This window comes from Pseudarthrobacter arbutini (genome assembly GCF_054510915.1).
Window position 1 is genome coordinate 77,242 of record NZ_JBTNDQ010000019.1, and the last position, 21,653, is coordinate 98,894.

General features: G+C 64.7%; 24 protein-coding genes, 1 tRNA gene and 1 other RNA gene. 7 read left to right on the forward strand and 19 right to left on the reverse strand.

What is annotated here, in order from left to right; translation table 11 throughout:
- Positions 1-9 precede the first annotated feature (9 nt).
- The 4 genes from ACX80V_RS19205 to rnpB all read right to left on the reverse strand — a co-directional run bounded on the left by ACX80V_RS19205 (position 10) and on the right by rnpB (position 3,348).
- Positions 10-807, reverse strand: a complete 798-nt coding sequence (locus ACX80V_RS19205) for an HNH endonuclease family protein (RefSeq protein ID WP_485844492.1) — start codon at positions 805-807, stop codon at positions 10-12.
- Positions 808-932: 125 nt separating this feature from the next.
- On the reverse strand, positions 933-1,136 hold the full coding sequence (locus ACX80V_RS19210) for a hypothetical protein (protein ID WP_485844493.1): 204 nt from the start codon (positions 1,134-1,136) through the stop codon (positions 933-935).
- Between the two features lie 78 nt (positions 1,137-1,214).
- Positions 1,215-2,693 carry a glyceraldehyde-3-phosphate dehydrogenase gene (locus ACX80V_RS19215; RefSeq protein WP_485844494.1) on the reverse strand — a complete coding sequence of 493 codons (1,479 nt, stop codon included), beginning with the start codon at positions 2,691-2,693 and terminating at the stop codon, positions 1,215-1,217.
- Positions 2,694-2,961: 268 nt separating this feature from the next.
- Positions 2,962-3,348, reverse strand: an RNA gene (gene rnpB / locus ACX80V_RS19220) — RNase P RNA component class A.
- Between the two features lie 56 nt (positions 3,349-3,404).
- Between rnpB and ACX80V_RS19225 the strand changes: the two genes are divergently transcribed.
- Positions 3,405-4,169: a YaaA family protein gene (locus ACX80V_RS19225; protein WP_485844495.1), complete on the forward strand. Its 765-nt coding sequence runs from the start codon at positions 3,405-3,407 to the stop codon at positions 4,167-4,169.
- Between the two features lie 60 nt (positions 4,170-4,229).
- Here ACX80V_RS19225 and ACX80V_RS19230 read toward each other — a convergent pair whose 3' ends face one another.
- A complete protein-coding gene (locus ACX80V_RS19230) occupies positions 4,230-4,985 on the reverse strand; it encodes a zinc ribbon domain-containing protein (protein WP_485844496.1) in 756 nt (251 codons plus the stop codon).
- 124 nt (positions 4,986-5,109) lie between these two features.
- Complete coding sequence (locus ACX80V_RS19235) at positions 5,110-6,033, reverse strand: Nif3-like dinuclear metal center hexameric protein (protein ID WP_485844497.1); 924 nt, start codon at positions 6,031-6,033, stop codon at positions 5,110-5,112.
- A 99-nt stretch (positions 6,034-6,132) separates the two neighbouring features.
- On the opposite strand from ACX80V_RS19235, the gene msrA reads away from it, so the two are divergent.
- The 3 genes from msrA (at position 6,133) to epsC (ending at position 8,282) form a co-directional block, all read left to right on the forward strand.
- Complete coding sequence (msrA, locus tag ACX80V_RS19240; RefSeq protein WP_485844498.1) at positions 6,133-6,657, forward strand: peptide-methionine (S)-S-oxide reductase MsrA; 525 nt, start codon at positions 6,133-6,135, stop codon at positions 6,655-6,657.
- A 65-nt stretch (positions 6,658-6,722) separates the two neighbouring features.
- The gene (cysK, locus tag ACX80V_RS19245; RefSeq protein WP_058932137.1) at positions 6,723-7,658 is read left to right on the forward strand and encodes a cysteine synthase A; all 936 of its coding nucleotides are present in this window, start codon (positions 6,723-6,725) and stop codon (positions 7,656-7,658) included.
- 39 nt (positions 7,659-7,697) lie between these two features.
- Positions 7,698-8,282, forward strand: a complete 585-nt coding sequence (gene epsC, locus ACX80V_RS19250) for a serine O-acetyltransferase EpsC (RefSeq protein ID WP_058932136.1) — start codon at positions 7,698-7,700, stop codon at positions 8,280-8,282.
- A gap of 16 nt (positions 8,283-8,298) precedes the next feature.
- Here epsC and ACX80V_RS19255 read toward each other — a convergent pair whose 3' ends face one another.
- Positions 8,299-9,132 carry an oxidoreductase gene (locus tag ACX80V_RS19255; protein WP_248760185.1) on the reverse strand — a complete coding sequence of 278 codons (834 nt, stop codon included), beginning with the start codon at positions 9,130-9,132 and terminating at the stop codon, positions 8,299-8,301.
- Positions 9,133-9,256: 124 nt separating this feature from the next.
- Positions 9,257-10,693, reverse strand: a complete 1,437-nt coding sequence (gene gnd, locus ACX80V_RS19260) for an NADP-dependent phosphogluconate dehydrogenase (RefSeq protein ID WP_485844499.1) — start codon at positions 10,691-10,693, stop codon at positions 9,257-9,259.
- 173 nt (positions 10,694-10,866) lie between these two features.
- On the opposite strand from gnd, the gene ACX80V_RS19265 reads away from it, so the two are divergent.
- Complete coding sequence (locus ACX80V_RS19265) at positions 10,867-11,595, forward strand: FadR/GntR family transcriptional regulator (protein ID WP_485844500.1); 729 nt, start codon at positions 10,867-10,869, stop codon at positions 11,593-11,595.
- 67 nt (positions 11,596-11,662) lie between these two features.
- On the opposite strand, the gene ACX80V_RS19270 is transcribed toward ACX80V_RS19265, so the two are convergent.
- The 3 genes from ACX80V_RS19270 to ACX80V_RS19280 are packed head-to-tail and all read right to left on the reverse strand — an operon-like array spanning position 11,663 to position 14,462.
- Entirely contained in the window at positions 11,663-12,751 is a 1,089-nt protein-coding gene (locus ACX80V_RS19270; protein WP_485844501.1) for an L-idonate 5-dehydrogenase, read from the reverse strand.
- On the reverse strand, positions 12,751-13,521 hold the full coding sequence (locus ACX80V_RS19275; RefSeq protein WP_485844502.1) for an SDR family oxidoreductase: 771 nt from the start codon (positions 13,519-13,521) through the stop codon (positions 12,751-12,753). The genes ACX80V_RS19270 and ACX80V_RS19275 overlap by 1 nt, the downstream gene beginning before the upstream one ends.
- The gene (locus tag ACX80V_RS19280; RefSeq protein ID WP_485844503.1) at positions 13,518-14,462 is read right to left on the reverse strand and encodes an NAD(P)-dependent oxidoreductase; all 945 of its coding nucleotides are present in this window, start codon (positions 14,460-14,462) and stop codon (positions 13,518-13,520) included. The genes ACX80V_RS19275 and ACX80V_RS19280 overlap by 4 nt, the downstream gene beginning before the upstream one ends.
- Before the next feature lie 73 nt (positions 14,463-14,535).
- Here ACX80V_RS19280 and ACX80V_RS19285 point away from each other — a divergent pair, with 73 nt between their 5' ends.
- Positions 14,536-15,600, forward strand: coding sequence for a D-2-hydroxyacid dehydrogenase (locus tag ACX80V_RS19285; RefSeq protein WP_485844504.1), 1,065 nt, complete (start codon positions 14,536-14,538; stop codon positions 15,598-15,600).
- A gap of 216 nt (positions 15,601-15,816) precedes the next feature.
- On the opposite strand, the gene ACX80V_RS19290 is transcribed toward ACX80V_RS19285, so the two are convergent.
- The 8 genes from ACX80V_RS19290 to ACX80V_RS19325 all read right to left on the reverse strand — a co-directional run bounded on the left by ACX80V_RS19290 (position 15,817) and on the right by ACX80V_RS19325 (position 20,990).
- The gene (locus ACX80V_RS19290) at positions 15,817-17,133 is read right to left on the reverse strand and encodes an MFS transporter (RefSeq protein ID WP_485844511.1); all 1,317 of its coding nucleotides are present in this window, start codon (positions 17,131-17,133) and stop codon (positions 15,817-15,819) included.
- A 214-nt stretch (positions 17,134-17,347) separates the two neighbouring features.
- Positions 17,348-18,145, reverse strand: a complete 798-nt coding sequence (locus tag ACX80V_RS19295) for an IclR family transcriptional regulator (RefSeq protein ID WP_104061272.1) — start codon at positions 18,143-18,145, stop codon at positions 17,348-17,350.
- A gap of 265 nt (positions 18,146-18,410) precedes the next feature.
- A complete protein-coding gene (locus ACX80V_RS19300) occupies positions 18,411-18,701 on the reverse strand; it encodes a hypothetical protein (protein ID WP_485844505.1) in 291 nt (96 codons plus the stop codon).
- A 39-nt stretch (positions 18,702-18,740) separates the two neighbouring features.
- On the reverse strand, positions 18,741-18,893 hold the full coding sequence (locus tag ACX80V_RS19305) for a hypothetical protein (protein WP_485844506.1): 153 nt from the start codon (positions 18,891-18,893) through the stop codon (positions 18,741-18,743).
- 83 nt (positions 18,894-18,976) lie between these two features.
- A tRNA-Val gene (locus ACX80V_RS19310) sits at positions 18,977-19,052 on the reverse strand.
- A gap of 100 nt (positions 19,053-19,152) precedes the next feature.
- On the reverse strand, positions 19,153-20,073 hold the full coding sequence (locus tag ACX80V_RS19315) for an NAD-dependent protein deacetylase (protein WP_485844507.1): 921 nt from the start codon (positions 20,071-20,073) through the stop codon (positions 19,153-19,155).
- A gap of 6 nt (positions 20,074-20,079) precedes the next feature.
- A complete protein-coding gene (locus tag ACX80V_RS19320) occupies positions 20,080-20,574 on the reverse strand; it encodes a peroxiredoxin (protein WP_485844508.1) in 495 nt (164 codons plus the stop codon).
- A complete protein-coding gene (locus ACX80V_RS19325) occupies positions 20,571-20,990 on the reverse strand; it encodes a DUF3052 domain-containing protein (protein WP_056341561.1) in 420 nt (139 codons plus the stop codon). The genes ACX80V_RS19320 and ACX80V_RS19325 overlap by 4 nt, the downstream gene beginning before the upstream one ends.
- Positions 20,991-21,388: 398 nt before the next feature.
- On the opposite strand from ACX80V_RS19325, the gene ACX80V_RS19330 reads away from it, so the two are divergent.
- The coding region (locus ACX80V_RS19330) for a pyruvate dehydrogenase E1 component-related protein (protein WP_485844509.1) at positions 21,389-21,653 on the forward strand (265 nt) is incomplete at its 3' end.

Genomic DNA, 21,653 nt, shown 5'->3' on the forward strand with positions numbered 1-21,653 from the left:
GCCGACGCATTACCTCGCGGTAATGGTTGGCTGGTCCGGGCAGGAGTCCAGGACGCGCTTCATCGCATCCTTCTCCGGCTGCGTGACCCACAGTCCATAGGACGCCTTCACCGAGATCTGGCGGGCCACGTAATGGCAGCGGATGTTCTTGTTCTTCGGCAGCCAGGTGGCGGCGTCGCTTGCGCTCTTCTGCTGATTTTCAGGACCGTCCGCGGCGATGAGGTTTATCGGATCGTTGGCCAGGCTCTGGCGCTGCTGCGGGGTCAGCCCCTGTGCGCCTTTCTGCCACGCGTCACTGAGCGCCACGACGTGATCGATCTGGATTTCCTTGCTGCTTTCAGGGCCACGCCGGAACTCCATGGCTTTCCCCGTGTACGGCTCATGGATGGACCCTGACACTACCTTGCATTTGGAACCCTCCGTAAAGCCCACAGCGGTGAGGTCCCTGCGGAGGATGTCATTGCGGGTGTCGCAGCCGTTCCGGTCCACGTCCAGCCAGGCCTGCCCGAAGGCTTCCCGCTGGTAATTGTCTTTGGGAGCCCGTCCCTTGACGGAAAGCCGCTCGAGGGCGGCCAGGGCACTCCCCTGCGGTACAGCATGCACCGGGATCACGGGCTTCATCCAGGTCCCGTCGAAAACAGGCGCCTCGCGGGGCCCGGCGATTGCCGGTTCTGCCGCAGCGAACTGGCCCGCGGTGAAAAACCACCCCGCGGAGCCCACTGCGGACAAGGCCAGCACCGCCAGCAGAGCCCAGGCCTGCCTCGAGCGGCGGCGGGCACGGCGGTAGGCACGCCAGCTGACGGTCATGGGCAACCGGCTCTTCCGGAAATGTAATGCACCAGAAGAGCCTAGGCCACCCCACTGACACCCAGGCGGTTATCCACAATGGGGAGGACGAGTGGCCAGGGTAGTCCGCCTACTGCTAAGGCCGGCTACTGCTCCCGGGCTACGCGGCGCAGGTCTTCTTCGGCAACCTGGAGGAGCCCTTCGAGCTGGCGCACCCGGGCGTCGCCGACGTCGCCGGAAGCCCGGGACGCACGGGCCTGCTCCAGGAGCCTGATGGCTTCTTTGTGGTTGGCCTTGGCGACGTCGAGGGCGTGTTCAAGGGTGGTCTCGTGGAGAGTCTCGTTATCCATGCCACCAGTGTGGTCCCGATTCCCGGCTGATTCCAGCGAATCAGCCGGGAATGTCGGGCAGCCAGCCCGGCAGACGGCCTAGACGGCGATTGCGGCCAAGGCAGCAGCGGCTTCCTTGGCGGGGAAGGACGGCGGGTTGACGCCGGCCATCTCTTCCATGACCCGGACTACCTGGCAGCTGTAGCCGAACTCGTTGTCGTACCAGACATAGAGGATGACGTTCTTATCATTGGCGATCGTGGCGAGACCGTCCACGATGCCGGCACGGCGCGAGCCGACGAAGTCCGTGGAAACAACCTCCGGCGAATCGATGTAATCAATCTGCTTGCGCAGGTCCGAATGCAGGGACATCTGGCGCAGGTAATCGTTCACCTCATCCTTGGTGGTGCCGTTCTCAAGGCTCAGGTTCAGGATCGCCAGCGAGACGTCCGGCGTGGGGACCCGGATGGAACTTCCCGTGAGCTTGCCCAGCAGTTCGGGCAGGGCCTTCGCCACAGCGGTGGCCGCTCCGGTTTCCGTGATGACCATGTTCAGCGCGGCGGAGCGGCCCCGGCGGTCGCCCTTGTGGAAGTTATCGATCAGGTTCTGGTCGTTGGTGAAGGAGTGGACCGTCTCCACGTGGCCGTGGATCACACCGAACTTGTCGTTGATGGCCTTCAGGACCGGGGTGATGGCGTTCGTGGTGCAGGACGCTGCGGACACAATCTGGTCCGTGTCCTCGATGCTGCCGTGGTTGATGCCGTGCACAATGTTCTTCAGCGCACCCTTGCCCGGAGCGGTGAGGAGCACACGGGCAACGCCCTTGCTCTGCAGGTGCTGCGACAGGCCCTCAGCGTCGCGCCAGCGGCCCGTGTTGTCCACCACCAGGGCGTCGTGGATGCCGTAGGCCGTGTAGTCGATCGTGGCGGGGTTCTCCGAGTAGATGACCTGGACCTGGACACCGTTCGCGGTGATGGTGTTGGCATCCTCGTCCACACGGATGGTTCCCTCGAAGGAGCCGTGGACCGAGTCGCGGCGCAGAAGGCTGGCGCGCTTGGTGAGGTCCTTGTCCGAGCCGCGGCGCACCACGATGGCGCGCAGGCGCAGGCCGTGCCCGCCGCCTGCCTTTTCGATGAGGAGGCGCGCCAGCAGGCGGCCGATCCGGCCAAAGCCGTACAGCACAACGTCGGTGCTGGTGCGGTCATCGCCGCCGCGCTTGCCCACTACCTCGGCAAGTTCGGCGCGGAGGAACTCTTCCAAGGTGGCGCCGTCGCCTTCTGCCTTGAACTTCTCCGCCAGGCGGGCCACGTCGATGGCCGCCGCACCAAGCTCCAGCTGAGCCAGGATGTTCAGCAGCGGTGCGGTCTCTTCGAGCAGGAGCTCGGTGTTGCTCATGCGGCGGGCGAAACGGTGCGCCTTGAGGATGTTCATGGTGGACTTGTTGATCAGGCTGCGGCCGTGAATGCTGGTCACCACGTTGTTCTCGCGGTACAGCCGGCCAATCACCGGAATCATGGCCTCGGCGAGAGCCTCCCGGCCCATCCACGTATCAAGACAAGAATCTGACGTCTGGCTCACAGAACTACCTTCCTCGGTTCAGCCGCATACGTCGTCGTACGCGGTTGGCGGCCACCTGATGTTGTCCAGGGGCTCTGGCACCGGCAGGATGCGGTCCATCCCGGGTGCCGTGGAGAAGCGTAAAGAAAAGCCACCGGCTGCGAACGCAGACCCGGCGGCAGAACTTCTACGTTCGCTCTCTATTCTAGGCTGGAGCGACACCGCGGACCGCCGCAACCGGCGTGAAATCACTCACATGCGGGGCGGGTCGGTGCCCGGCGGGTGGTGTTGGATGGGTTGACCGATACGCCGGGTTCTGTGCTCCCGTGCCGTTACCAGCGCGGGAGTAGCGGCCATCCATCTACGGACGCCGTTACCGACGCCCTCCAGCGGCCTACCCGGACACTCGGGCGGGCAGCCCTCAAACGTGTCCTGTCTGGCCTTGCTCCGGGTGGGGTTTACCTAGCCTTCCCGGTCACCCGGGAAGCTGGTGGTCTCTTACACCACCGTTTCACCCTTACCTGCTGAGCCTCCGTTGCCGGAAGACGCAGGCGGTCTGTTCTCTGTGGCACTGGCCTGCGGGTTACCCCGAGTGGGCGTTACCCACCACCCTGCCCTGCGGAGCCCGGACGTTCCTCGAGCCACTTGCGTGACGCGCGGCCGCCTGGTCAACCCATCCGCAGCCAGTCTACCGCCGGAAGGAGGCCCCTCCGTCGCCGGTAGGATCGTACGGTGCTGATTCTGCTTCCCCCCTCCGAAGGCAAGACCCCCGCAGTCCGCGGGTCCGCCGTCGACTGGCCGTCACTGAGTTTTCCTGAACTCAACACCTACCGGGCCAAGGTCCTGGAAGCGCTGGGGACGGTGAGTGCACATGAGGATGCCCTCGCGCTGCTCGGCGTCGGCGCATCACTGCAGGACGACGTCGAACGCAACACCCGGCTCCACGCCGAACCGGCGGCCCCTGCGCACCAGATCTATTCGGGCGTTCTGTACGACGCCCTCGGCTACAGAACGCTGACCCCGGCGCAGCGCCGGAAGGCCGATGTTTCGGTGCTGGTGATCTCGGCCCTGTGGGGTGCCATCCGCTTCGCCGACAGTGTGCCCGCCTACCGGCTGTCGATGGGAACGGCACTGCCCGACGTCGGCCGCCTCGCCTCGTTCTGGAAGCCGCAGCTTTCGGAAGCCCTCGCGGAGTCCGTGTCCGGGCATCTGCTCGTGGACTGCCGCTCCAGCACGTATGCCGTGGCATGGGCACCGCCGCCGGATCAGACGGTGGCAGTCAGCGTATTCACCGAGGTCAACGGTGTACGCAAGGTGGTCAGCCACTTCGCCAAGCACACGCGCGGCGAGCTGGCACGGCACCTGCTGGCCCGCCGCGGCAACGCCCCCCAGACCCCGGTACAGCTGCTGAAGGCCGCGCGCGAGAAATGGGACGCGGAGTTGGTTGACGGTTCAGCGCGGAAACCGCACGCGCTGAACATCATCCTTCCCAACTAGGTAGCACTAACTGTCGTTTTGAACGTTCAAAACGACAGCTAGCGCTACTTTCAGGGGCTGCTAGGCAGTTGGGGCGGGGGTGTTCCACTCGGCGGAGCGCACCAGTATGGCACCCGAATCCGGGCAGAACACAATGTCGTCTTCGGCGGCGGCCTTGATTTCTGCGAGGTCTCCGGGGCTCAGCTTCATGCCGGAGGCTTCAGAAGTCCCGTGGAACAACCGTGCGGCGCCCACTCCCCGCTTTCCCAGCGTCTTTTCGTAGACAGCCAGCATCCCGGCGTCGAGCTTTTCAGCGAATTCGGCACGCTTGCCGCTGACAACGGTCGCTTCAGCGGCCACTTCGGCCAGGGCCTCATCGAGTTCGGCCCGGATGCCGCCGAAAGAGCCTTGGACGTTGTCCACGATGAGCTGCTGGGCCGCCTGCCGCTCGCGGAGCGAGTCCAGGCGTTCCAAGACTTCCAGCTCCACATCCTCAAGGTCGGAGCGGCGCCTGTTCAGTGACGCGATGTCCTTCTGCAGGGCCACAAGGTCCTTTGACAGCCCCGTTCCGCTGTTGAGCCGGGCTTCGTCGCGTTCGATGCGGGAGGCGACCTGTTCGACGTCGGCCTCTGCACGCTTCAGCTCTGCTTCGGCGTCATGGACAGCCATCTTGGCGGAGCCGAGTTCACCGTTGGCGACGGACAGGGCAGATTGCAGGTCCTCGATCCGGGGATCGGTTTCCAGGGCCCGGCGGCGGTTGGACAGGGACTTGAGCTTTGCGTCCAGCCCCTGCAGTTCGAGCAACTTCAACTGTTCCGCCGGTGCTGCCTTGGCCACTATTTACCTCCGCTGAATCCAATCCGGCCGAAGCCGGGCACCGTATCGGCGCTGTATAGACTCTAGCGCCTGGCCTGCTCCCCTGCCTCGCTACGCTCACCCGGGGGCCCCTCGAACGCCAGGCTTAGCCCGGAGTCAGAATGAAGTCCCACGGATCGCTGTTGGTGGTACTTACCTGGATCTCGACGTCGTGGCCCTGATCGGCGAGCACATTGCCCAGTGCCGACGCCGCGGCGGGCAGCCAGAGCCATTCGCTGGCGAAGTGCGAAACGTCAATCAGGTACGGCCGGCCGTTCACTGCCGCTTCGCGGGCTTCGGACGCCGGATGGTGCCGGAGGTCGGCGGTGACATAGACGTCGGCATTGTTGGCCCGCACCTCGTTGAACAGGGAATCCCCCGCCCCGCCGCACACCGCAATGCGCCGCACCAGCCCATCCTTATCCCCGGACACGCGGACTCCCCCGGCCACCGACGGCAGGATGCCGAACACCCTGGCCGCGAAATCGCCCAGACTCATCACGTCCGCCAGATCACCCACGCGTCCGATGCCTTCCTCGGGCAGGCCGTTTGCGGCAACGGTCAGCGGGACGACGCCCTCCAGTCCCAGCGCATCAGCCAGGACGTCGGAAACGCCCCCGACGGCGGAATCACCGTTGGTGTGGACGGTCAGGAGCGCGGTGCCAGACTCGATGAGACGGTGGATGGCCTGGCCCTTGGCGGTGGTAGCGGCCACGGACGTGACGCCCTTGAGAAGCAGCGGGTGGTGGGTGATCAGGAGCTCGGCACCCCATTCCACCGCTTCCTCGATCACCGTGAGCGTGGGATCAACGGCGAACATCACCCTGGTCACGGGCGCTGACGGGTGGCCGGCCACGAGCCCTACTTCGTCCCAGTTTTCGGCCAGCGACTCGGGCCAGAGTTCCTCGACCGCCAGCAGCACCTGGCCCAGCGTGGGAGCAGCCGGACCATCCGCTGCAGCGTCCTCCCCCTTAAGGGTGCCGTCGTCGTGCTTGTCCGCATCTGTAACGCCGGTGTCTGCAGATTCCATAGTCTCAGTTTTACCCCATCGGGCCGTTTGCCCGGCATCTTTCAAATTCTCGTAGGGTGGTCTGGGAATCATCCGGCGCGCTCAACCATTGAAGAGGTCATGAAAACTTTTGTTCTTGGCGGGGGCTGCTTCTGGTGCCTTGATGCTGTCTACCAGAAAACCAAGGGAGTCTCCTCGGTGATTTCCGGCTACACGGGCGGCCATGATCCCCGGCCGGACTACTACTCCGTCTGCGGCGGAACCACGGGCCACGCTGAGGTCGTGGCGGTCACCTTCGACGAGACGGTCATCCCGGCCGAGGTCATCCTGGACATGTTCTTCGCGCTGCACGATCCCACCACGCTCAACCGCCAGGGCTACGACGTGGGCACGCAGTACCGCTCGTCCATGTTCTATGAGACCACCGAGGAGAAGATTCTCTTCGAGGAAGCCATCGAACGGAACCAGGCGCTGTGGTCGCACCCGATTGTGACCGAGGTCAGCCGGCTGCCACGGTTCCATGTGGCGGAAGACGTCCACCAGGACTATTACGCCAAGTATCCCGAGCAGGGCTACTGCCAGGTGATCATCAATCCAAAGCTCGCGAAGGCCAGGAAATATTACTCTGCATGGCTTAATGCTTAGCAGCGGCCGCTCAGCCATCGTTAGGCTGACCTCAGCATTCACTCTTGAGAGATAGGCATATCTACATGGCACGGATCTATGACGATGTAACGCAGCTGGTCGGCGGCACTCCGCTGGTCCGCCTGAACCGGCTCACCGAGGGCCTGGGCGCCACTGTGGCCGTCAAGCTGGAGTTCTACAACCCGGCCAACAGCGTCAAGGACCGCATCGGCGTGGCCATCGTTGACGCCGCCGAGAAGTCCGGCGCCCTCAAGCCCGGCGGCACCATCGTTGAAGGCACCTCCGGCAACACCGGCATCGCCCTGGCCATGGTGGGCGCTGCCCGCGGCTACAAGGTCATCCTGACCATGCCCGAGACCATGTCCACCGAACGCCGCGTTATGCTGCGGGCGTTCGGTGCCGAGATTGTGCTGACCCCGGGTTCCGAGGGCATGCGCGGCGCCGTGGAAAAGGCCCAGGAAATCGTTGCCAACACGGAGAACTCCATCTGGGCCCAGCAGTTCGCCAACGAGGCCAACCCTGAGATCCACCGCACCACCACCGCCGAGGAAATCTGGTCCGACACCGACGGCAAGGTGGACATCTTCGTCGCCGGCATCGGCACCGGCGGCACCGTCACCGGCGTCGGCCAGGTCCTGAAGGAACGCAATCCTGACGTCCAGATTGTGGCCATCGAACCCAAGGACTCCGCCATCCTGAACGGCGGCGCTCCCGGGCCGCACAAGATCCAGGGCATCGGTGCGAACTTCATCCCGGAAATCCTGGACACCAACGTCTACGACGAAGTCCTGGACGCTACCCTGGAGGATTCCGTCCGCGTCGCCCGTGAACTCGGCGTCAAGGAAGGCATCCTCGGCGGCATCTCCTCCGGGGCCATCGTCTGGGGTGCCCTGGAACTTGCCAAGCGTCCGGAGAATGCCGGCAAGCTGATCGTGGCGGTTGTCTGCGACTTCGGTGAGCGTTACATCTCCACCGTGCTCTATGACGACATCCGCGGCTGATCAGTCCGTTGTCGCCCCGTTTCCTGTAGAAAGAACTTTGTGGGCTTTTTCGCAAGACTGAAGGAAGACCTCGACGCCGCCCGGTCACACGACCCGGCGGCTCGAGGTTCTTTTGAGAATTTTTTCGCCTATTCGGGGCTGCATGCCATCTGGATCCACCGGCTGACGCACCGCATGTGGCAGACCCCGGGGCTGCGGTTCCCGGCGCGGCTGGTGTCGCAGCTGGGCCGCTTCCTGACCGGAATCGAGATCCATCCAGGCGCCACGATCGGCCGGCGCTTCTTTATCGACCACGGTATGGGTGTGGTCATCGGCGAGACCGCCGAAATCGGCGAAGACGTGATGATCTACCACGGCGTCACGCTGGGCGGCCGCTCCCTGGCCAAGGTCAAGCGCCACCCCACCATTGAGGACCGGGTCACCATCGGTGCCGGGGCCAAGATCCTGGGACCCATCACCATCGGCCGGGACAGCGCCGTGGGCGCCAACGCCGTGGTGGTCAAGGACGCGCCGCCGGAATCGATTGTCACCGGAGTGCCCGCCAAGTGGCGCCACCGCGATGCCCAGCGCGAAACCAAGCCCGCAGTGGATCCGGCCGAGTACGACATCGAATACCGGATCTGATCCGTTACTGCAGCCTCTACCCGGCAACACGCTTCAGGACTGCCATGACCACCGCGTCATAGAGCCGGTCCGGCAGGACGCGCCGCAGGCCCAGAATGGCTGCCGCTCCCCTGCCCACGGGATACCGGGTCCGGGGACGCGCAGCCGTGGCCGCGTGTAGTACAGCCGCAGCAATCACCGCTGGCTGCGTTGACGTTTCCGGCCTGTCCGTGGACGCCAGGACATCGGCCATGTGCTTTGCCTGGGCAGCGTACGGCCCCTCGCCGCTGCTGGCCAGCAGCCCGTCAGCGGAAATCCGGCCCCATTCGCTGAGCGTACTTGCCGGTTCAATGATGGCGACGTCGATGCCGTGCGGCTTGAGTTCCAGCCGCAGTGCATCGCTCATGCCCTCCACGGCGAACTTCGTGGCGTGGTACCAGGCACCAAGGGGTTCGTAGAATTTTCCGCCGATGGACGAGATGTTGATGATCCTGCCCCGGCCCGCACTCCGCATGGCCGGCAGGACCAGCTGGGTCATTCTGGCAAGGCCAAAGACGTTCACTTCGAATTGGCGCCGGCCTTCGGCCAGATCCACGTCTTCCAGCGCCCCATAGGAGCCGTAGCCGGCGTTGTTGACCAGGACGTCTATCCGCCCGCGCTCTTCCAGGACACGGCCGACGGCGGCGCGCATCGAATCGTCGTCCGTCACGTCCAGTGCCAGGACCTGGACGCCAAGCGCTTTCAGCGGCTCCATCCTGTCCACGCGGCGGGCGCCGGCGTAGACGATGAAGCCATGGCTGCTGAGCTTCTTCGCAGCCTCGAAGCCGATACCCGTGGAGGCTCCCGTAACAAATGCGACTGGCTTGGGCATTCTGACTCCTTGGATGGACGGACACCGCGGCTGCTGCCGGAAACGCCAACGGCCGGCAGCTCCCAGAATATCCGGGAAGTGCCGGCCGCAGGGTTTGCAGCTTGATGCAATCAGAGCATGGGGATTAGTGCGTGTCCACTGCTTCGATTTCGGACTTGTCCTCGCCCCACAGGGTGTGAAACGTGCCCTCAGCGTCGACGCGGCCGTAGGTGTGCGCGCCGAAGAGGTCACGCTGGCCCTGGATCAGCGCTGCGGCCACACGCTTGCGGCGCAGGCCGTCGTAGTAGGCCAGGGACGAGGAGAACACGGGAACCGGGATGCCCAGCTGGACAGCCGTGGCAACCACGCGGCGCCACGCCGGGAGGGCGTCGGCAATCGCCTGGGTGAAGGCCGGGGCGAACAGCAGGTTGGCCGGCTTTTCCTCGGCGGCGTAGGCCTTGGTGATGTCCTTGAGCAGCTCCGCACGGATGATGCAGCCTGCGCGCCAGAGAGAGGCGATCTCGTCCAGCTTGAGGTCCCAGCCGTATTCCTTGGCGGAGGACGTCAGCATGTCCATGCCCTGGGCGTAGGAGACCAGCTTGGAGGCGTAGAGTGCCTGGCGGACATCTTCGACGAAAGTCTCCGGGATTTCCACGGATGCTTCCCCGCCGGCCAGCAGTTCCTGGCCCAGCTTGCGCTGCTCAGCCTGCGAAGACAGGCCACGCGCGAAGACGGACTCGGCGATGCCGGAGACCGGGGAACCGAGCTCGAGGGCGGAGATGACCGTCCAGCGGCCGGTGCCCTTCTGGCCTGCGGCATCCACCACAATGTCAACAAACGGCTTGCCGGTCTTCGCGTCAACGTGGCCGAGGACCTCTGCCGAGATTTCGATGAGGAAGGACGACAGCTCGCCCTTGTTCCACTCGGTGAAGATCTTGGACTGCTCCGCAGGCTCGATGCCCGCGCCGGAGCGGAGGAGGTCGAAGGCCTCGCCGATGACCTGCATGTCGGCGTATTCGATGCCGTTGTGGACCATCTTGACGAAGTGGCCGGCACCGTCGGTGCCTACCCATGCGCAGCAAGGCTCGCCGTCGACCTTGGCTGAAATCTTTTCCAGCAGCGGTCCGAGGGCGTCATAGGACTCCTTGGAGCCACCGGGCATGATGGACGGACCGTTCAGGGCACCTTCTTCGCCACCGGAGACGCCGACGCCTACGAAGTGCAGGTCCTTCTTCGCCAGCGCGGCTTCGCGGCGGCGGGTGTCCTCGTAGTGGGAGTTTCCGGCATCGATAATGATGTCGCCGGCTTCCAGCAGCGGTTCAAGCTGCTCGATGACCGAGTCAACGGGCTTGCCGGCCTTGACCATGATCAGGACACGGCGGGGCTTCTCCAGGGAGTCAACAAGTTCCTGCAGGGTTTCGGTGCGGACGAAGTCGCCGTCCGTACCGTGCTTTTCGAGCAGCGCGTCAGTCTTTTCGACGGACCGGTTGTGCAGGGCAACGGTGAAGCCGTTGCGAGCCAGGTTGCGGGCCAGGTTGGCGCCCATCACCGCGAGGCCGGTGACACCGATGTGTGCAGACATCAAAAACTCCAATTTCGTTGTGCAATGGATGTGCAGATGGCTCCGCGTTCGCAGCGAAGCACGCTGTCACGAACCGAGGGATCCGAATAAAGCATATATATTCAATCGGCTTGAGGGAAGCCGTGCCCACTTTGTGGAACGGGGCCAGTCAATCCCAGTTTAGGCTTGAGTCCATGTCGACCAGCCTGCACCACCGTGCCATTGAGAACCTTGGCACGCGGATCATCACGGGCGAGCTGCCCACCGGACACATCATGCTGGCCGAGCACCTTGAGGAAGAACTGCAGGTTTCGCGTTCCGTGGTCCGCGAGGCTGTGCGGGTCCTTCAGTCCCTGGGCCTCGTGGAAACCACCAAGCGGGTGGGGATCCGCGTGCTGCCGCCGAGCCGCTGGAACCCCTTCGATTCCCAGGTCATCCGCTGGCGGCTGTCCAGCGACGCCCGCGGCGCCCAGCTGCGGTCACTGATCGAACTGCGCTCCGCCGTCGAGCCCGCCGCGGCCGAGCTGGCCGCGAACAACGCACCGGCGCAGCTGCGGCGGGAACTGGTGGACATCGCCCATGCCCTGCGCGACGCCGGCCATACAGGGGACGCGCAGAAGTTCCTGGAGCTGGACATCGCTTTTCACTCGGTCCTGCTTTCCGGATCGGGCAACGAAATGTTCGCCAACCTGATGGGGCAAGTGGCGGAGACCCTGACGGGGCGCACGGTCCACGGACTAATGCCGGACCACCCCCACGAGGGAGCGCTCCAATGGCACGTCGATCTCGCCGAGGCGGTCGCCGCCGGGGACGCCGCCACGGCCCGGGCCGCATCCGAACAGATCATGCGCCGCACCACGTCCCGGCTGTCAGGAACGTGGACGGACCAGCCCAGGGTGTTCATTCCGGTCCGCCGGGCTTAAGCGCGAACGGACACTTAAGCCCCCTTTGAGCGGGGCCTCAAGTGTCCGTTCGCGCTCAATCACTCAGCTATTCCGGTTGGAAGTTGAGGAGTACTTTTCCTGATGCGGCGGAGTTCCTGGCGGTTTCGAAGGCTTCGAGTCCTTGGCTGAGGGGGTATTCGTGGGTGATGACGGGGCCGATGTGCAGGGTGCCGTCGGCGAGGGCGGTGATGACGTCGTCGATTTCGTTGTTGAAGCGGAAGGATCCACGCAGGTCCAGTTCCCGGGTGATGGCCAGGGAGATCAGGACCGGCTGGGGCCCGGTGGGCAGCAGCCCGACCATGACCACGGTCCCGCCGCGCCCCGCGCCCTGGATGGCTGAGGTCAGGCCGTGGTGGCTGCCCGAGGACTCGATGACGACGGCGGCCTGCACCGCGGCGATCGCGTCCGCGTCCCCGGCCTGCAGGGTGTGATCCGCTCCGACGGCGGACGCAATCTCCAACGGTTTGGCATGGACATCGACAGCGGTGATCCGGGCCGCGCCGGCACGTTTGAGGACCGCGACGGCCAGCGCACCGATCGGGCCGCAGCCGATCACCAACACGCTCTTCCCGGCCACGTCCCCGGCCCGGGCGACGGCGTGCCAGGCCACGGCGGCCGGCTCGATCAGCGCCGCGGTCCGCAGATCCACCCCCGCCGGGAGCACCCGCAACATCCGGGAAGGCAGGTTCACGTACCGGGCGAACGCCCCGTCGGTGTGCGGGAACCGCGCCGCGCTGCCCAGATACGTACAGCCCGGGGACAGGTTGGGCCGGTCCGCCGGCCACCGCACCTCCCCCGCACCGGGGCCCGGGGTGGCCGGGTGGACCGCGACCGCGGTGCCCGCGGCCGGGCCGGTCCCGTCCGCCGCGGCCCGGACCACGGTCCCGGAAATCTCATGCCCCAACACCATCGGGGCCCTCAGAATGGACTCCCCCGCCGCCCCGTGCAGCCAGTAATGCAGGTCCGACCCGCAGATCCCGCCGTAGGAAACCTCCACCACGGCCTCGTCCGCGGCCGGTGCCGCCAGCGGGACCTCCTCGATCCGCAGATCCCCGGCCGCATGCGCCACCACCGCCGCACCCGACACTGGCAGAACTGTTGCTTCGGTCCCCTGAGCCACTGCTGAGGTGCCCATCAGACCACCACCGTCATTCCGCCGTCGATGAAGATCGTCTGCCCGTTCACAAAGTCCGAACCGTCCGAGGCCAGCCACACCGCCGGGCCCGCCAGGTCCTGGACCGTGCCCCACCGGTGCGCCGGGGTCCGGCCCAGGATCCAGGCATTGAACTGCTCATCGTCCACCAGGTTCTGCGTCATCTCGGTATGGATATAGCCCGGAGCAATCCCGTTGATCTGCAGCCCGGACCCCGCCCACTCCGCCGTCATGGCCCGGGTCAGGTTCCGCAACCCGCCCTTGGCCGCCACATACGGGGCGATCGTGGGCCGGGCCAGGTCCGTCTGCACCGAACAGATATTGATGATCTTGCCCCTGCCCCGCGGGATCATGTGCCGGGCGGCCTCACGCCCCACCAGGAACGCGCTCGTCAGATCCGTCCTGATCACCCGCTCCCAGTCCGCGACATCGAGCTCCAGCATCGGCACCCGGTGCTGGATCCCGGCATTGTTCACCAGGATCTGCAACGGCCCCACATGCTCCTCCACCCACGAAACACCCCGCGCAGCCTCGGCATCACTCGTGACATCAAACGCGACACCATGGACCCGCCCCGGCGCGAAGTCCGCGGCCATCGCCGCCTCAGCCGCCTTCAACCGCTCCGCATTAATCCCGTTCAACACCACCGTCGCCCCGGCATCAGCCAACGCCCGCGCCAACGCATGACCAATCCCCCGGCTCGAACCCGTCACCAGGGCAACCCGCCCCGTCAAATCAAAAAGTCCACTCATGGTGCAGCTGTCCCTTTCGTTGCGGCATCCACAGGTTCCGCGATATTGGAGTTGTCGCTCAGATTCGAAATGGCCTGGCGGACCACGGCAAGGTCCTGATCGCCAAGGCCCTGGCGCTTGAGTTCGGCGTAAAGCTCGACACCGGCAGTTGCCATCGGCACGGCAGCACCGGCTGCCCGGGCTGATTCGAGCACAAAGGACAGGTCCTTATGCATGAACTTCGCCGGGCCTGTTGGTGTGTAGTCCTTCCGGACCAGACGCGGTCCCACGTTCTCCAGCACACGGCTGCCCGCAAGGCCGCCGGCCAGAACGTCGAACAGCGCTGCCGGATCCATCCCGGAGCGCTCGGCGAGCTCGGCCGCTTCGGCGAGCGCCGCCGTCGTGGTTCCAACAATAAGCTGGTTGCAGGCCTTGGCGAGCGACCCCGCGCCCAGTGGGCCCATGTGCCTGACCGTGGTTCCCATGGCGTTGAAGAAGGGCTCGAGCCGCCGGAAGTCGTCCGCGGTACCGCCGGCCATGATGGCCAGGGTCCCGTCGGTCGCGCCCTTGGTCCCGCCGCTGACCGGGGCGTCCACCACGGTGGCGCGGCCGTGGCTTGCCGCGTGGACCCGTCGCCCGAAGTGCTGGACCTTCGCCGGTGAGACTGAGCTTGCGACCACTACGGCAGTGCCGGCCTGCGGCGGATTCGCATCCCAGCTCGCCAGCAACCCCGCCGAGGCCTCCTCGATGAAGGACAGGTCCGGGAGCATAAAGGCGATGATTGGCAGGTCCCGCAGGGATGCGACGTCGGGCGCGGAGTGGCCACCCTGCGCCACGAATTCCTGGAGGGGAGCTTCGGATCTGTTCCAGGCGGTGACCGCCCAGCCGGCGCGGACCAGATTCGCTGCCATGGGCAGCCCCATCAGCCCCAGGCCTACAAAGCCCGCTGTTCTGTCTTGCATATCTAGGCCTCGACTCACATCGTTGTGTGGTTAATGAAGGGAAATCTGTCCAATATCCTAGCCGCTATTCAGTATGATGAACACTATGACGACTCTAACCACCGTCGCGATCGCTGTCCCGCTCGAAGCAGAGCTGGTGGACCGCATCCGCGCCGTAGACCCCTCCGTAACTGTCCTCTATGAGCCGGACCTGCTTCCGCCCGAGCGTTTTCCGGCCGACCACTCCGGGGATCCGGACTTCAAACGCACTCCCGCGCAGGAGGAGCAGTACTGGGCCATGCTCAACAAGGCGCAGGTTCTGTACGGCCTGCCCAATGAGAGCCCCGCGGGCCTGGCCCGCATAGCGCGCGAGAATCCACGGCTCCAGTGGGTCCACGCGATGGCCGCCGGCGCCGGCGGTGCCGTCAAGGCCTCCGGGCTGGACCAGGAAACCCTCCTCAAGTTCAAGGTGACCACCTCCGCCGGCGTCCATGCCCTGCCGCTGGCAGAATTCGCTGCGCTGGGAATCCTCAACGGCTTCAAGCGCAGCGCCGAGCTGGCCCAGGACCAGGCCGCCAAGGTGTGGCCCGAGCTTCGGACCCCCACCCGTCTGGTCAGCGGTTCCACGCTGGTAGTGACCGGCCTGGGCGAAATCGGTCTGGAGACCGCCCGGATCGCCCGCGCCCTGGGCATGACTGTCAGCGGCACCAAGCGGAATGTTGAGCCGATCGAAGGAATCGAGCAGGTTGCCGGCAACGACGGACTGGCCGGGCTGCTCGCCTCGGCGGACGCCGTCGTCAATACGCTGCCCGGCACGCCGTACACGGAGAAGCTCTTCAACCGTGAGGTGTTTGCCGCAATGAAGCCGGGAACGGTGTTTGTGAACGTGGGCCGCGGCACCGTGGTGGACGAGGACGCCCTGCTGGAGGCCCTGGACAACGGCCAGGTCTCCTACGCCTGCCTTGATGTCTTTGCCGTGGAACCGCTCCCCCAGGACAGCCCGCTGTGGAACCACCCCAGGGTCATGGTGTCGCCGCATACCTCGGCGCTCAGTGCCGCGGAGAACCGCCTGATTGCGGAGCGCTTCTGCAGCAACCTGCGCACGTTCCTCGATGGCGGCGACCTCCCCCACCTGGTGGACCCGGTCCACTTCTACTAACGCAGGCCCCGGCCCGCACCACAGAGCCCCTGCCGTGGATCCTGGAACAGGAATCCGTAGCAGGGGCTCTTTTGTGTCCGGCAGTTATGTCCGCGTGCTGTCAGCGGCAAATCAGTTACGTATTTACGCTGAGCAGCGGCGCCCAAATTAACGAGCGGCACGGAAATAGGCGGCCTCCCCATCAAGGGGAGGCCGCCTATTGCGTGGGTGGAGTGCCTAGCGTGCGTCCTCCACCAGGAGCAGGTCCCGGCCGTTGGTTTCCGGGGTGAAGAAGGTGGTGCCGAAGGAGATCAGCGCAAGGACCAGGGAATAGATGGCGGGAACCAGCCAGGAATGGCCTGTCGCAGCCAGGAGGGCCACACCGATCATGGGTGCGAATCCGCCGGCCAGGACGGCGGAGAGTTCACGGCTCAGCGCCACGCCGGTGAAGCGGTGCTGGGAGCCGAAGAGTTCCGGCAGCATGGCGCACTGCGGACCGAGCATGGACTGCACGCCGAGTGAAATGCCCACCACCATGACCACCCAGACGAGGGTGACGTTGCCGAGCGTGACCAGGTAGAAGGCCGGCAGTGCGATGACGGCCTGAAAGAGGGCGCCGTAGCGGTATACAGGAACGCGTCCGAAGCGGTCGGAAAGGGCGCCGAAGGTGACCACCATGACCGCTGCGAATCCAGCGGCAATGAGGAGGCCGGTGGGGCCGATGAACTTGTCGCCGGCGAAGATTCCGGCGGGCATGCTGATGAAGGACACCAGGAGGGCGGAGTAAATGGAGGAGTTTCCGTTTTCTCCCATCCGCAGGCCGATGCCGATGAGCACGTTTTTCTTCGAGTGCTTCCAGATCTGCACGACGGGGTTCTTGACCACGGCTTTGTGCTTTTCCAGTTCCTGGAAGACCGGCGTTTCCTTGAGCCGGAGTCGGATGAACACCGCGATAACAATCAGGATGACGCTCGCCAGGAACGGAACGCGCCACAGCCAGCCCTGCAGCACTTCCTTGTCGGCCAGTGCCATCAGGGCGAAGGTGCCTGCGCCGAGCAGGGTGCCCAGCTGGATGCCGACGAACGGCAGTGCGGCGAAGAATCCACGACGGCGGCGCGGGGCCACCTCTGAGATCAGGGTGGTGGCGCCTGCCTGCTCGGCGCCAGCGCCCAGGCCCTGAAGGATCCGAAGGGCCACCAGGAGCACTGCGCCGACCATTCCCGCCTGTTCAAAGGTGGGCAGGAGCCCGATGGCGAAGCTGGCCATGCCCATCAGGCCGATGGTCAGGATCAGGACCATCTTCCGGCCGAACCGGTCACCGATGTAGCCGAAGACGATGCCGCCGAACGGGCGGGCTGCGAAGCCCACACCATAGGTGGCGAACGACGCGATCACGGCGCCGCTTTCCCCCAGCGGTGAGAAGAAGAGCGGCCCAAAGATCAAGGCCGAGGCGAGGCCGTAGATGTAGAAGTCGTAGTACTCCAGTGCGGAGCCTACTGAGCTGGCAAGAGTTGCCCTTCGCAGCTGCTCCGGATCGACGGCGGCGCCGTCCATGTCAGTCTGCGGTGATTTAGTACGAGTTGTCACAAGAACTCCCTCAAAAACACTCCAGGCCCCCGTTGGCCTGGTGGGATAGCGAGGACACGCCGTGGTGTCGATCACTATATTGAACAGAGTACAGCAAGTTGAACACGCAGCAAGTGGTTGACGGATTTTGTTCACACCCGGGGTGACGAACGTTAAATAGGGCCGCCAGAGCGGGGGGCACTCAGCCCATAGGGTTGCCCAGGGACCGCGCCAGCTCGTTCAGTTCCTTGACCATCTGGGAACCCTGCTCCGCGGAGTATGTGGCCTTTAGGGCCGTGACTGACAAACCAAGGCTTGGGCCGTGGGCACCGCGCGTAGGCACGGCCACAGCCAAGCAGACCACTCCAGTAGTGGATTCCTCATCTTCGAACGCATAGCCCTGTTCACGGATGGTTGTGAGCTGTGCCTTCAATTCGGCCCCGGTGCGGAGGGACTTCGGGGTCAGCACCGGAAGTTGGGCGTCATCGGAAAACATTGCGTCGACGTCGTGGTCATGAAGGCGGGCAATCAGGGCCTTGCCCACGGCACACAGGGACACCGGCATCTTGTCGCCGATGTTGGACGTCAGGCGGACCGCCGGATGACCCTCATAGCGGGCCAAATAGATCACGTTGGTTCCGTCCAGCATGGCTATGCGCACCGTCTCCCCGGAAAGAGTCGGCGCCTGCTCGCAGAACCGGTAGAACTCCTGTACTTCGTCGAGCCGGCTGAGATAGGCGGCGCCGAGTTCCACGAGCTTGCGGCCCAGCGTGAATTCGGCGCCCTGGCGGCTGATCAGCCGGGCTTCTTCCAACGCCAGCAACAGGTTGGAGGTGGACGACTTGGGGATACCCAGCTCGCGGGCCAGGTCGCTCAGTGTCAGCCGCCCCGTCGCCGAGGCTGACAAGGCGTCCATGACGGCGGCGGCACGCGTGACCGCCGGCGCCGGCGATGTGCTCCCCAAACCCTCGGAGGAGCGGGAGGTGCGGGAATCGGCCATGATTCTCCTTCGATCGGCACGCCGGGGCGCTTCGCGTAGATGCGTTCAATCTGCTGAACAGTAACCATCATAATGGCTTAGCGGCGATTCAGGGCCCGGGCCAAGGCGCTGTCCACCGCGCCACGCACCCTGGTTCGCGTGGCATTTGTTTGTTTCAGGAAGTTCACGGTATATTCATTTCAGACCCTCCACCGCGGCATCCCCCAATAGTCGCGGTGGAGGGTTTTCCAATGCCTGAATGTTGCCGTGGCCTGGGCTGCCGGGTTCAGGCGACGTCCACCACGGATTCCCTCAGCCTCCAGCCGCCACCAAGGCCGTCGCGCTCCAGCACCATGGTGGTCAATGCGGACCGGGGATTGCGGCCCAGCCGCACCTGGACCTGCAAGACCTCAACGTCTACGCGGCCCAGACCTTTGGGCATACGCCGCTGCGCCTCCCACCAGCTCACACGCTCAAACCATCTCACTGCGTCGGCACCGACGGCCCATTCCCTGCCGTTGCTGACCACGGCCGTCGGGCTGCCGTCCTTGGCCGTCTTCACCACCACATATTCCATAGCGGGAACACTAGGGACAGCCACCGACAATTTGGCGCCCTAGCGGTATTGAGCCATGAAGCCAAGTGCGGAACGGATGTTGTCGCGGAGGTCGCAAAAGATCTCCGGCCACCCTGCGTCGTATGCCACGAGCTCCACGGGTCCCTTGGGGGAATCCCTGCCGCGGAGATACTCGACCCCATTCACATTCATGGGCCGGCCCTACGCCCTGAACCGCACAGGGCAACAAAAACCCCGCCGTTCCCGGCCCTCTGGCCAGGAACAACGGGGTTTGGTGGTGGGTCCTACCGGGATCGAACCGATGACATCCACGGTGTAAACGTGGCGCTCTACCAGCTGAGCTAAAGACCCAAACTGCCGGTTTTTCGCACCTCAGCGCGTCAACCAACGAACATAAACTCTACCTGACGGGCGGGACGAAAAGCCAATCGACACGGTCCGCCCCGAACGGTCAAAGATCGGGGAGTTCGGCGGCGAGCCAGGTCAGTGCCTCGCTGACGCCGGCGTCGAGCTTGATGGTGGCGTACTGGTCGCCCCGGGTACCGCCCCTGTTGATGATCACCACAGGCTTGCCGTCCTTCGCCGCGTGACGGACGAACCGCAGTCCGCTCATCACGGTCAGCGATGAACCGGCAACAAGCAATGCCTCTGCACTGTCCACCATCGCGTAGGCGGCTTCTGCGCGTTCTTTGGGCACGTTCTCGCCGAAGTAGACAAAGTCGGGCTTGAGGATTCCGCCGCAGGCGGGGCAGGCAGCGACCACAAAACTGCTGATCAGAGCAATGTCCTCAACAGTGGCGTCGGCGTCGGGCGCCATTTCCACCAGGCCGGAAGTTGTGGCGCGCGCCAGGAAGCCGGGATTGAGTTCTTCGAGCACGTCCGACAGCAGGCGGCGGGTGTAGGTGCGCTTGCAATCGAGGCAGGCCACCCGGTCATAACGGCCGTGGAGGTCAATGACATTCCGGCTGCCGGCGTCTTCATGCAGCCGGTCGACGTTCTGCGTGATCAACCCAGTGAGCAGGCCCCGTCGCTCAAGTTCTGCGGCCGCCGTGTGCCCAGGGTTTGGATCTGCGTGCCGCAAGTGGGACCAGCCGATATGGTTCCGCGCCCAATAGCGCTGGCGGTTGGCGCCGTCGCGCACAAACTCCTGGTACGTCATGGGCGAACGTGGCACGGCGTCCGGCCCGCGGTAATCCGGTATGCCCGAATCGGTGCTCAGCCCTGCACCGGTCAGTAACGCCAGCCGCTTGCCGGACAAAAGCTCCCGGACGCGTTCAAGCCCCTGAAGGTCCGCACTGGACAGCGCGGCAGGGTCAGCGGCCGGCAGGCTGGCGAAGCCCGTCAGGCCGATGCCGTGCCGCACCTGGTCCATGCGGCCTCAGGCCTGTTCCAGACCTGCCAGAGCATCCTGGTACTCGGCGAGATCGCGGGCCTGCCCGCGTGGATTCACCACGACGTAGCGGATTGTTCCTGCTGCATCGATGATGAACGTCCCGCGCCCAGCCATGCCGCTCTCCGGGTCGAAGACTCCATAGGCGGAAGCGACAGCGCCGTGCGGCCAGAAGTCGGACAGAAGGTCAAAGCCGTAGCTTTCCTTCTCGGCATAAGCCCGCAGGCTGAACTTGCTGTCTACGGACACGGCCAGGACGGTGGCCCTGGCATCCTCGAACGCGGCCAGGTTGTCCCGGATTTCGCAGAGCTCGCCGGTACAGACACCCGAAAACGCAAACGGATAAAACACCAGCACAACGTTCTGCCCGCGGAAAGTGGATAACCGGACAGGTTCTCCGAACTGGTTTACCAGCTCAAAGTCCGGGGCAAGCTCCCCCACCGCCGGAACAGTCTGCCCGGCTATGGCAAGAGCTGCCGTCACTTGTTCTTCCTGCTGACCAGGCGGGTGGCACTCCAGTCCTTTGACACACCTGCCGAGGTGGTGAGGTGCAGGCCCGCAGTGGGCGCCGCTTCCTGGATTTCCGCCGGCGACACGTACCCGGTGCGCCCGGACTTTGGCGTCAACACCCAAACAACCCCGGTTTCACTCAGGGTGGTCAGGGAATCCATGAGGCTGTCGACCAGATCCCCGTCGCCGTCCCGCCACCAAAAAATGACGGCGTCAACAACGTCGTGGTCGTCCTCGTCCAGGAGTTCGGACCCTGTCAGGTCCTCAATATCATCACGTAAGTCGAAATCGACGTCGTCGTCGTAACCGAACTCCTGAATCAGATCCCCGTTTTTGAAACCCAATTTTTCCGCCACATTTACCGAAGTGGCGGCGTCGGCCTCGCTCACGTGTTCCTCCAATGCCTAATACATGCAATTCGCATAGTGATTTCCATTACTCCCAGCCAACACCCTTTGTGCCTGCGCTTCAAGCTGCCACCACCGCGATCCGCCATATTCTGCGTCACATCCGGCGCCGTCAGCCTGCGTTGCAGCGGCTTTCGTCACACAACCAGTATGACGGCGAAATACAACAGGGACGCCATGGACGCGGCTACGCATCGCGCTGGAGTCACAGCTAGAGTGACTGGTGACAACTATGCCTGCGGGGCGACCGCCTGGAACTCAATGGCAGACATAGGCGTGATAAGACCCTGCCCGGCGCACATGACCGGGCTGTTGTAACCGATACGTCGCACACGTCGCATTCATGCCGGACAGTCACCCTGCCCGGCATGTGGGCGCCGATGCATGCGCGCAAAGAGAGGTTGGACGTGGCTGCAGGAGAAGATACCTCCCATATCCTCAGCGGGTTGACAAACCAGCTGCCTGATCGTGATCCGGAAGAGACCGCCGAATGGGCTGAGTCCCTGGATGCACTGATCAGGGAACAGGGCACCGAGCGTGCCCAATACATCATGCGGAGCCTGCTGCAGCGCGCCGGCGCGCAGAGCGTCGGCGTGCCGATGGTGACCACCACGGACTACGTGAACACCATCCCGGTGGACCAGG

Bases quoted from the DNA above. Each gene is read 5' to 3' on its own strand.
- ACX80V_RS19205 (WP_485844492.1), bottom strand. From the start codon at position 807: ATGACCGTCAGCTGGCGTGCCTACCGCCGTGCCCGCCGCCGCTCGAGG.
- ACX80V_RS19210 (WP_485844493.1), bottom strand. From the start codon at position 1,136: ATGGATAACGAGACTCTCCACGAGACCACCCTTGAACACGCCCTCGAC.
- ACX80V_RS19235 (WP_485844497.1), bottom strand. From the start codon at position 6,033: ATGGAATCTGCAGACACCGGCGTTACAGATGCGGACAAGCACGACGAC.
- msrA (WP_485844498.1), top strand. From the start codon at position 6,133: ATGAAAACTTTTGTTCTTGGCGGGGGCTGCTTCTGGTGCCTTGATGCT.
- cysK (WP_058932137.1), top strand. From the start codon at position 6,723: ATGGCACGGATCTATGACGATGTAACGCAGCTGGTCGGCGGCACTCCG.
- ACX80V_RS19255 (WP_248760185.1), bottom strand. From the start codon at position 9,132: ATGCCCAAGCCAGTCGCATTTGTTACGGGAGCCTCCACGGGTATCGGC.
- gnd (WP_485844499.1), bottom strand. From the start codon at position 10,693: ATGTCTGCACACATCGGTGTCACCGGCCTCGCGGTGATGGGCGCCAAC.
- ACX80V_RS19265 (WP_485844500.1), top strand. From the start codon at position 10,867: ATGTCGACCAGCCTGCACCACCGTGCCATTGAGAACCTTGGCACGCGG.
- ACX80V_RS19270 (WP_485844501.1), bottom strand. From the start codon at position 12,751: ATGGGCACCTCAGCAGTGGCTCAGGGGACCGAAGCAACAGTTCTGCCA.
- ACX80V_RS19275 (WP_485844502.1), bottom strand. From the start codon at position 13,521: ATGAGTGGACTTTTTGATTTGACGGGGCGGGTTGCCCTGGTGACGGGT.
- ACX80V_RS19280 (WP_485844503.1), bottom strand. From the start codon at position 14,462: ATGCAAGACAGAACAGCGGGCTTTGTAGGCCTGGGGCTGATGGGGCTG.
- ACX80V_RS19285 (WP_485844504.1), top strand. From the start codon at position 14,536: ATGATGAACACTATGACGACTCTAACCACCGTCGCGATCGCTGTCCCG.
- ACX80V_RS19290 (WP_485844511.1), bottom strand. From the start codon at position 17,133: ATGGACGGCGCCGCCGTCGATCCGGAGCAGCTGCGAAGGGCAACTCTT.
- ACX80V_RS19295 (WP_104061272.1), bottom strand. From the start codon at position 18,145: ATGGCCGATTCCCGCACCTCCCGCTCCTCCGAGGGTTTGGGGAGCACA.
- ACX80V_RS19300 (WP_485844505.1), bottom strand. From the start codon at position 18,701: ATGGAATATGTGGTGGTGAAGACGGCCAAGGACGGCAGCCCGACGGCC.
- ACX80V_RS19305 (WP_485844506.1), bottom strand. From the start codon at position 18,893: ATGAATGTGAATGGGGTCGAGTATCTCCGCGGCAGGGATTCCCCCAAG.
- ACX80V_RS19315 (WP_485844507.1), bottom strand. From the start codon at position 20,073: ATGGACCAGGTGCGGCACGGCATCGGCCTGACGGGCTTCGCCAGCCTG.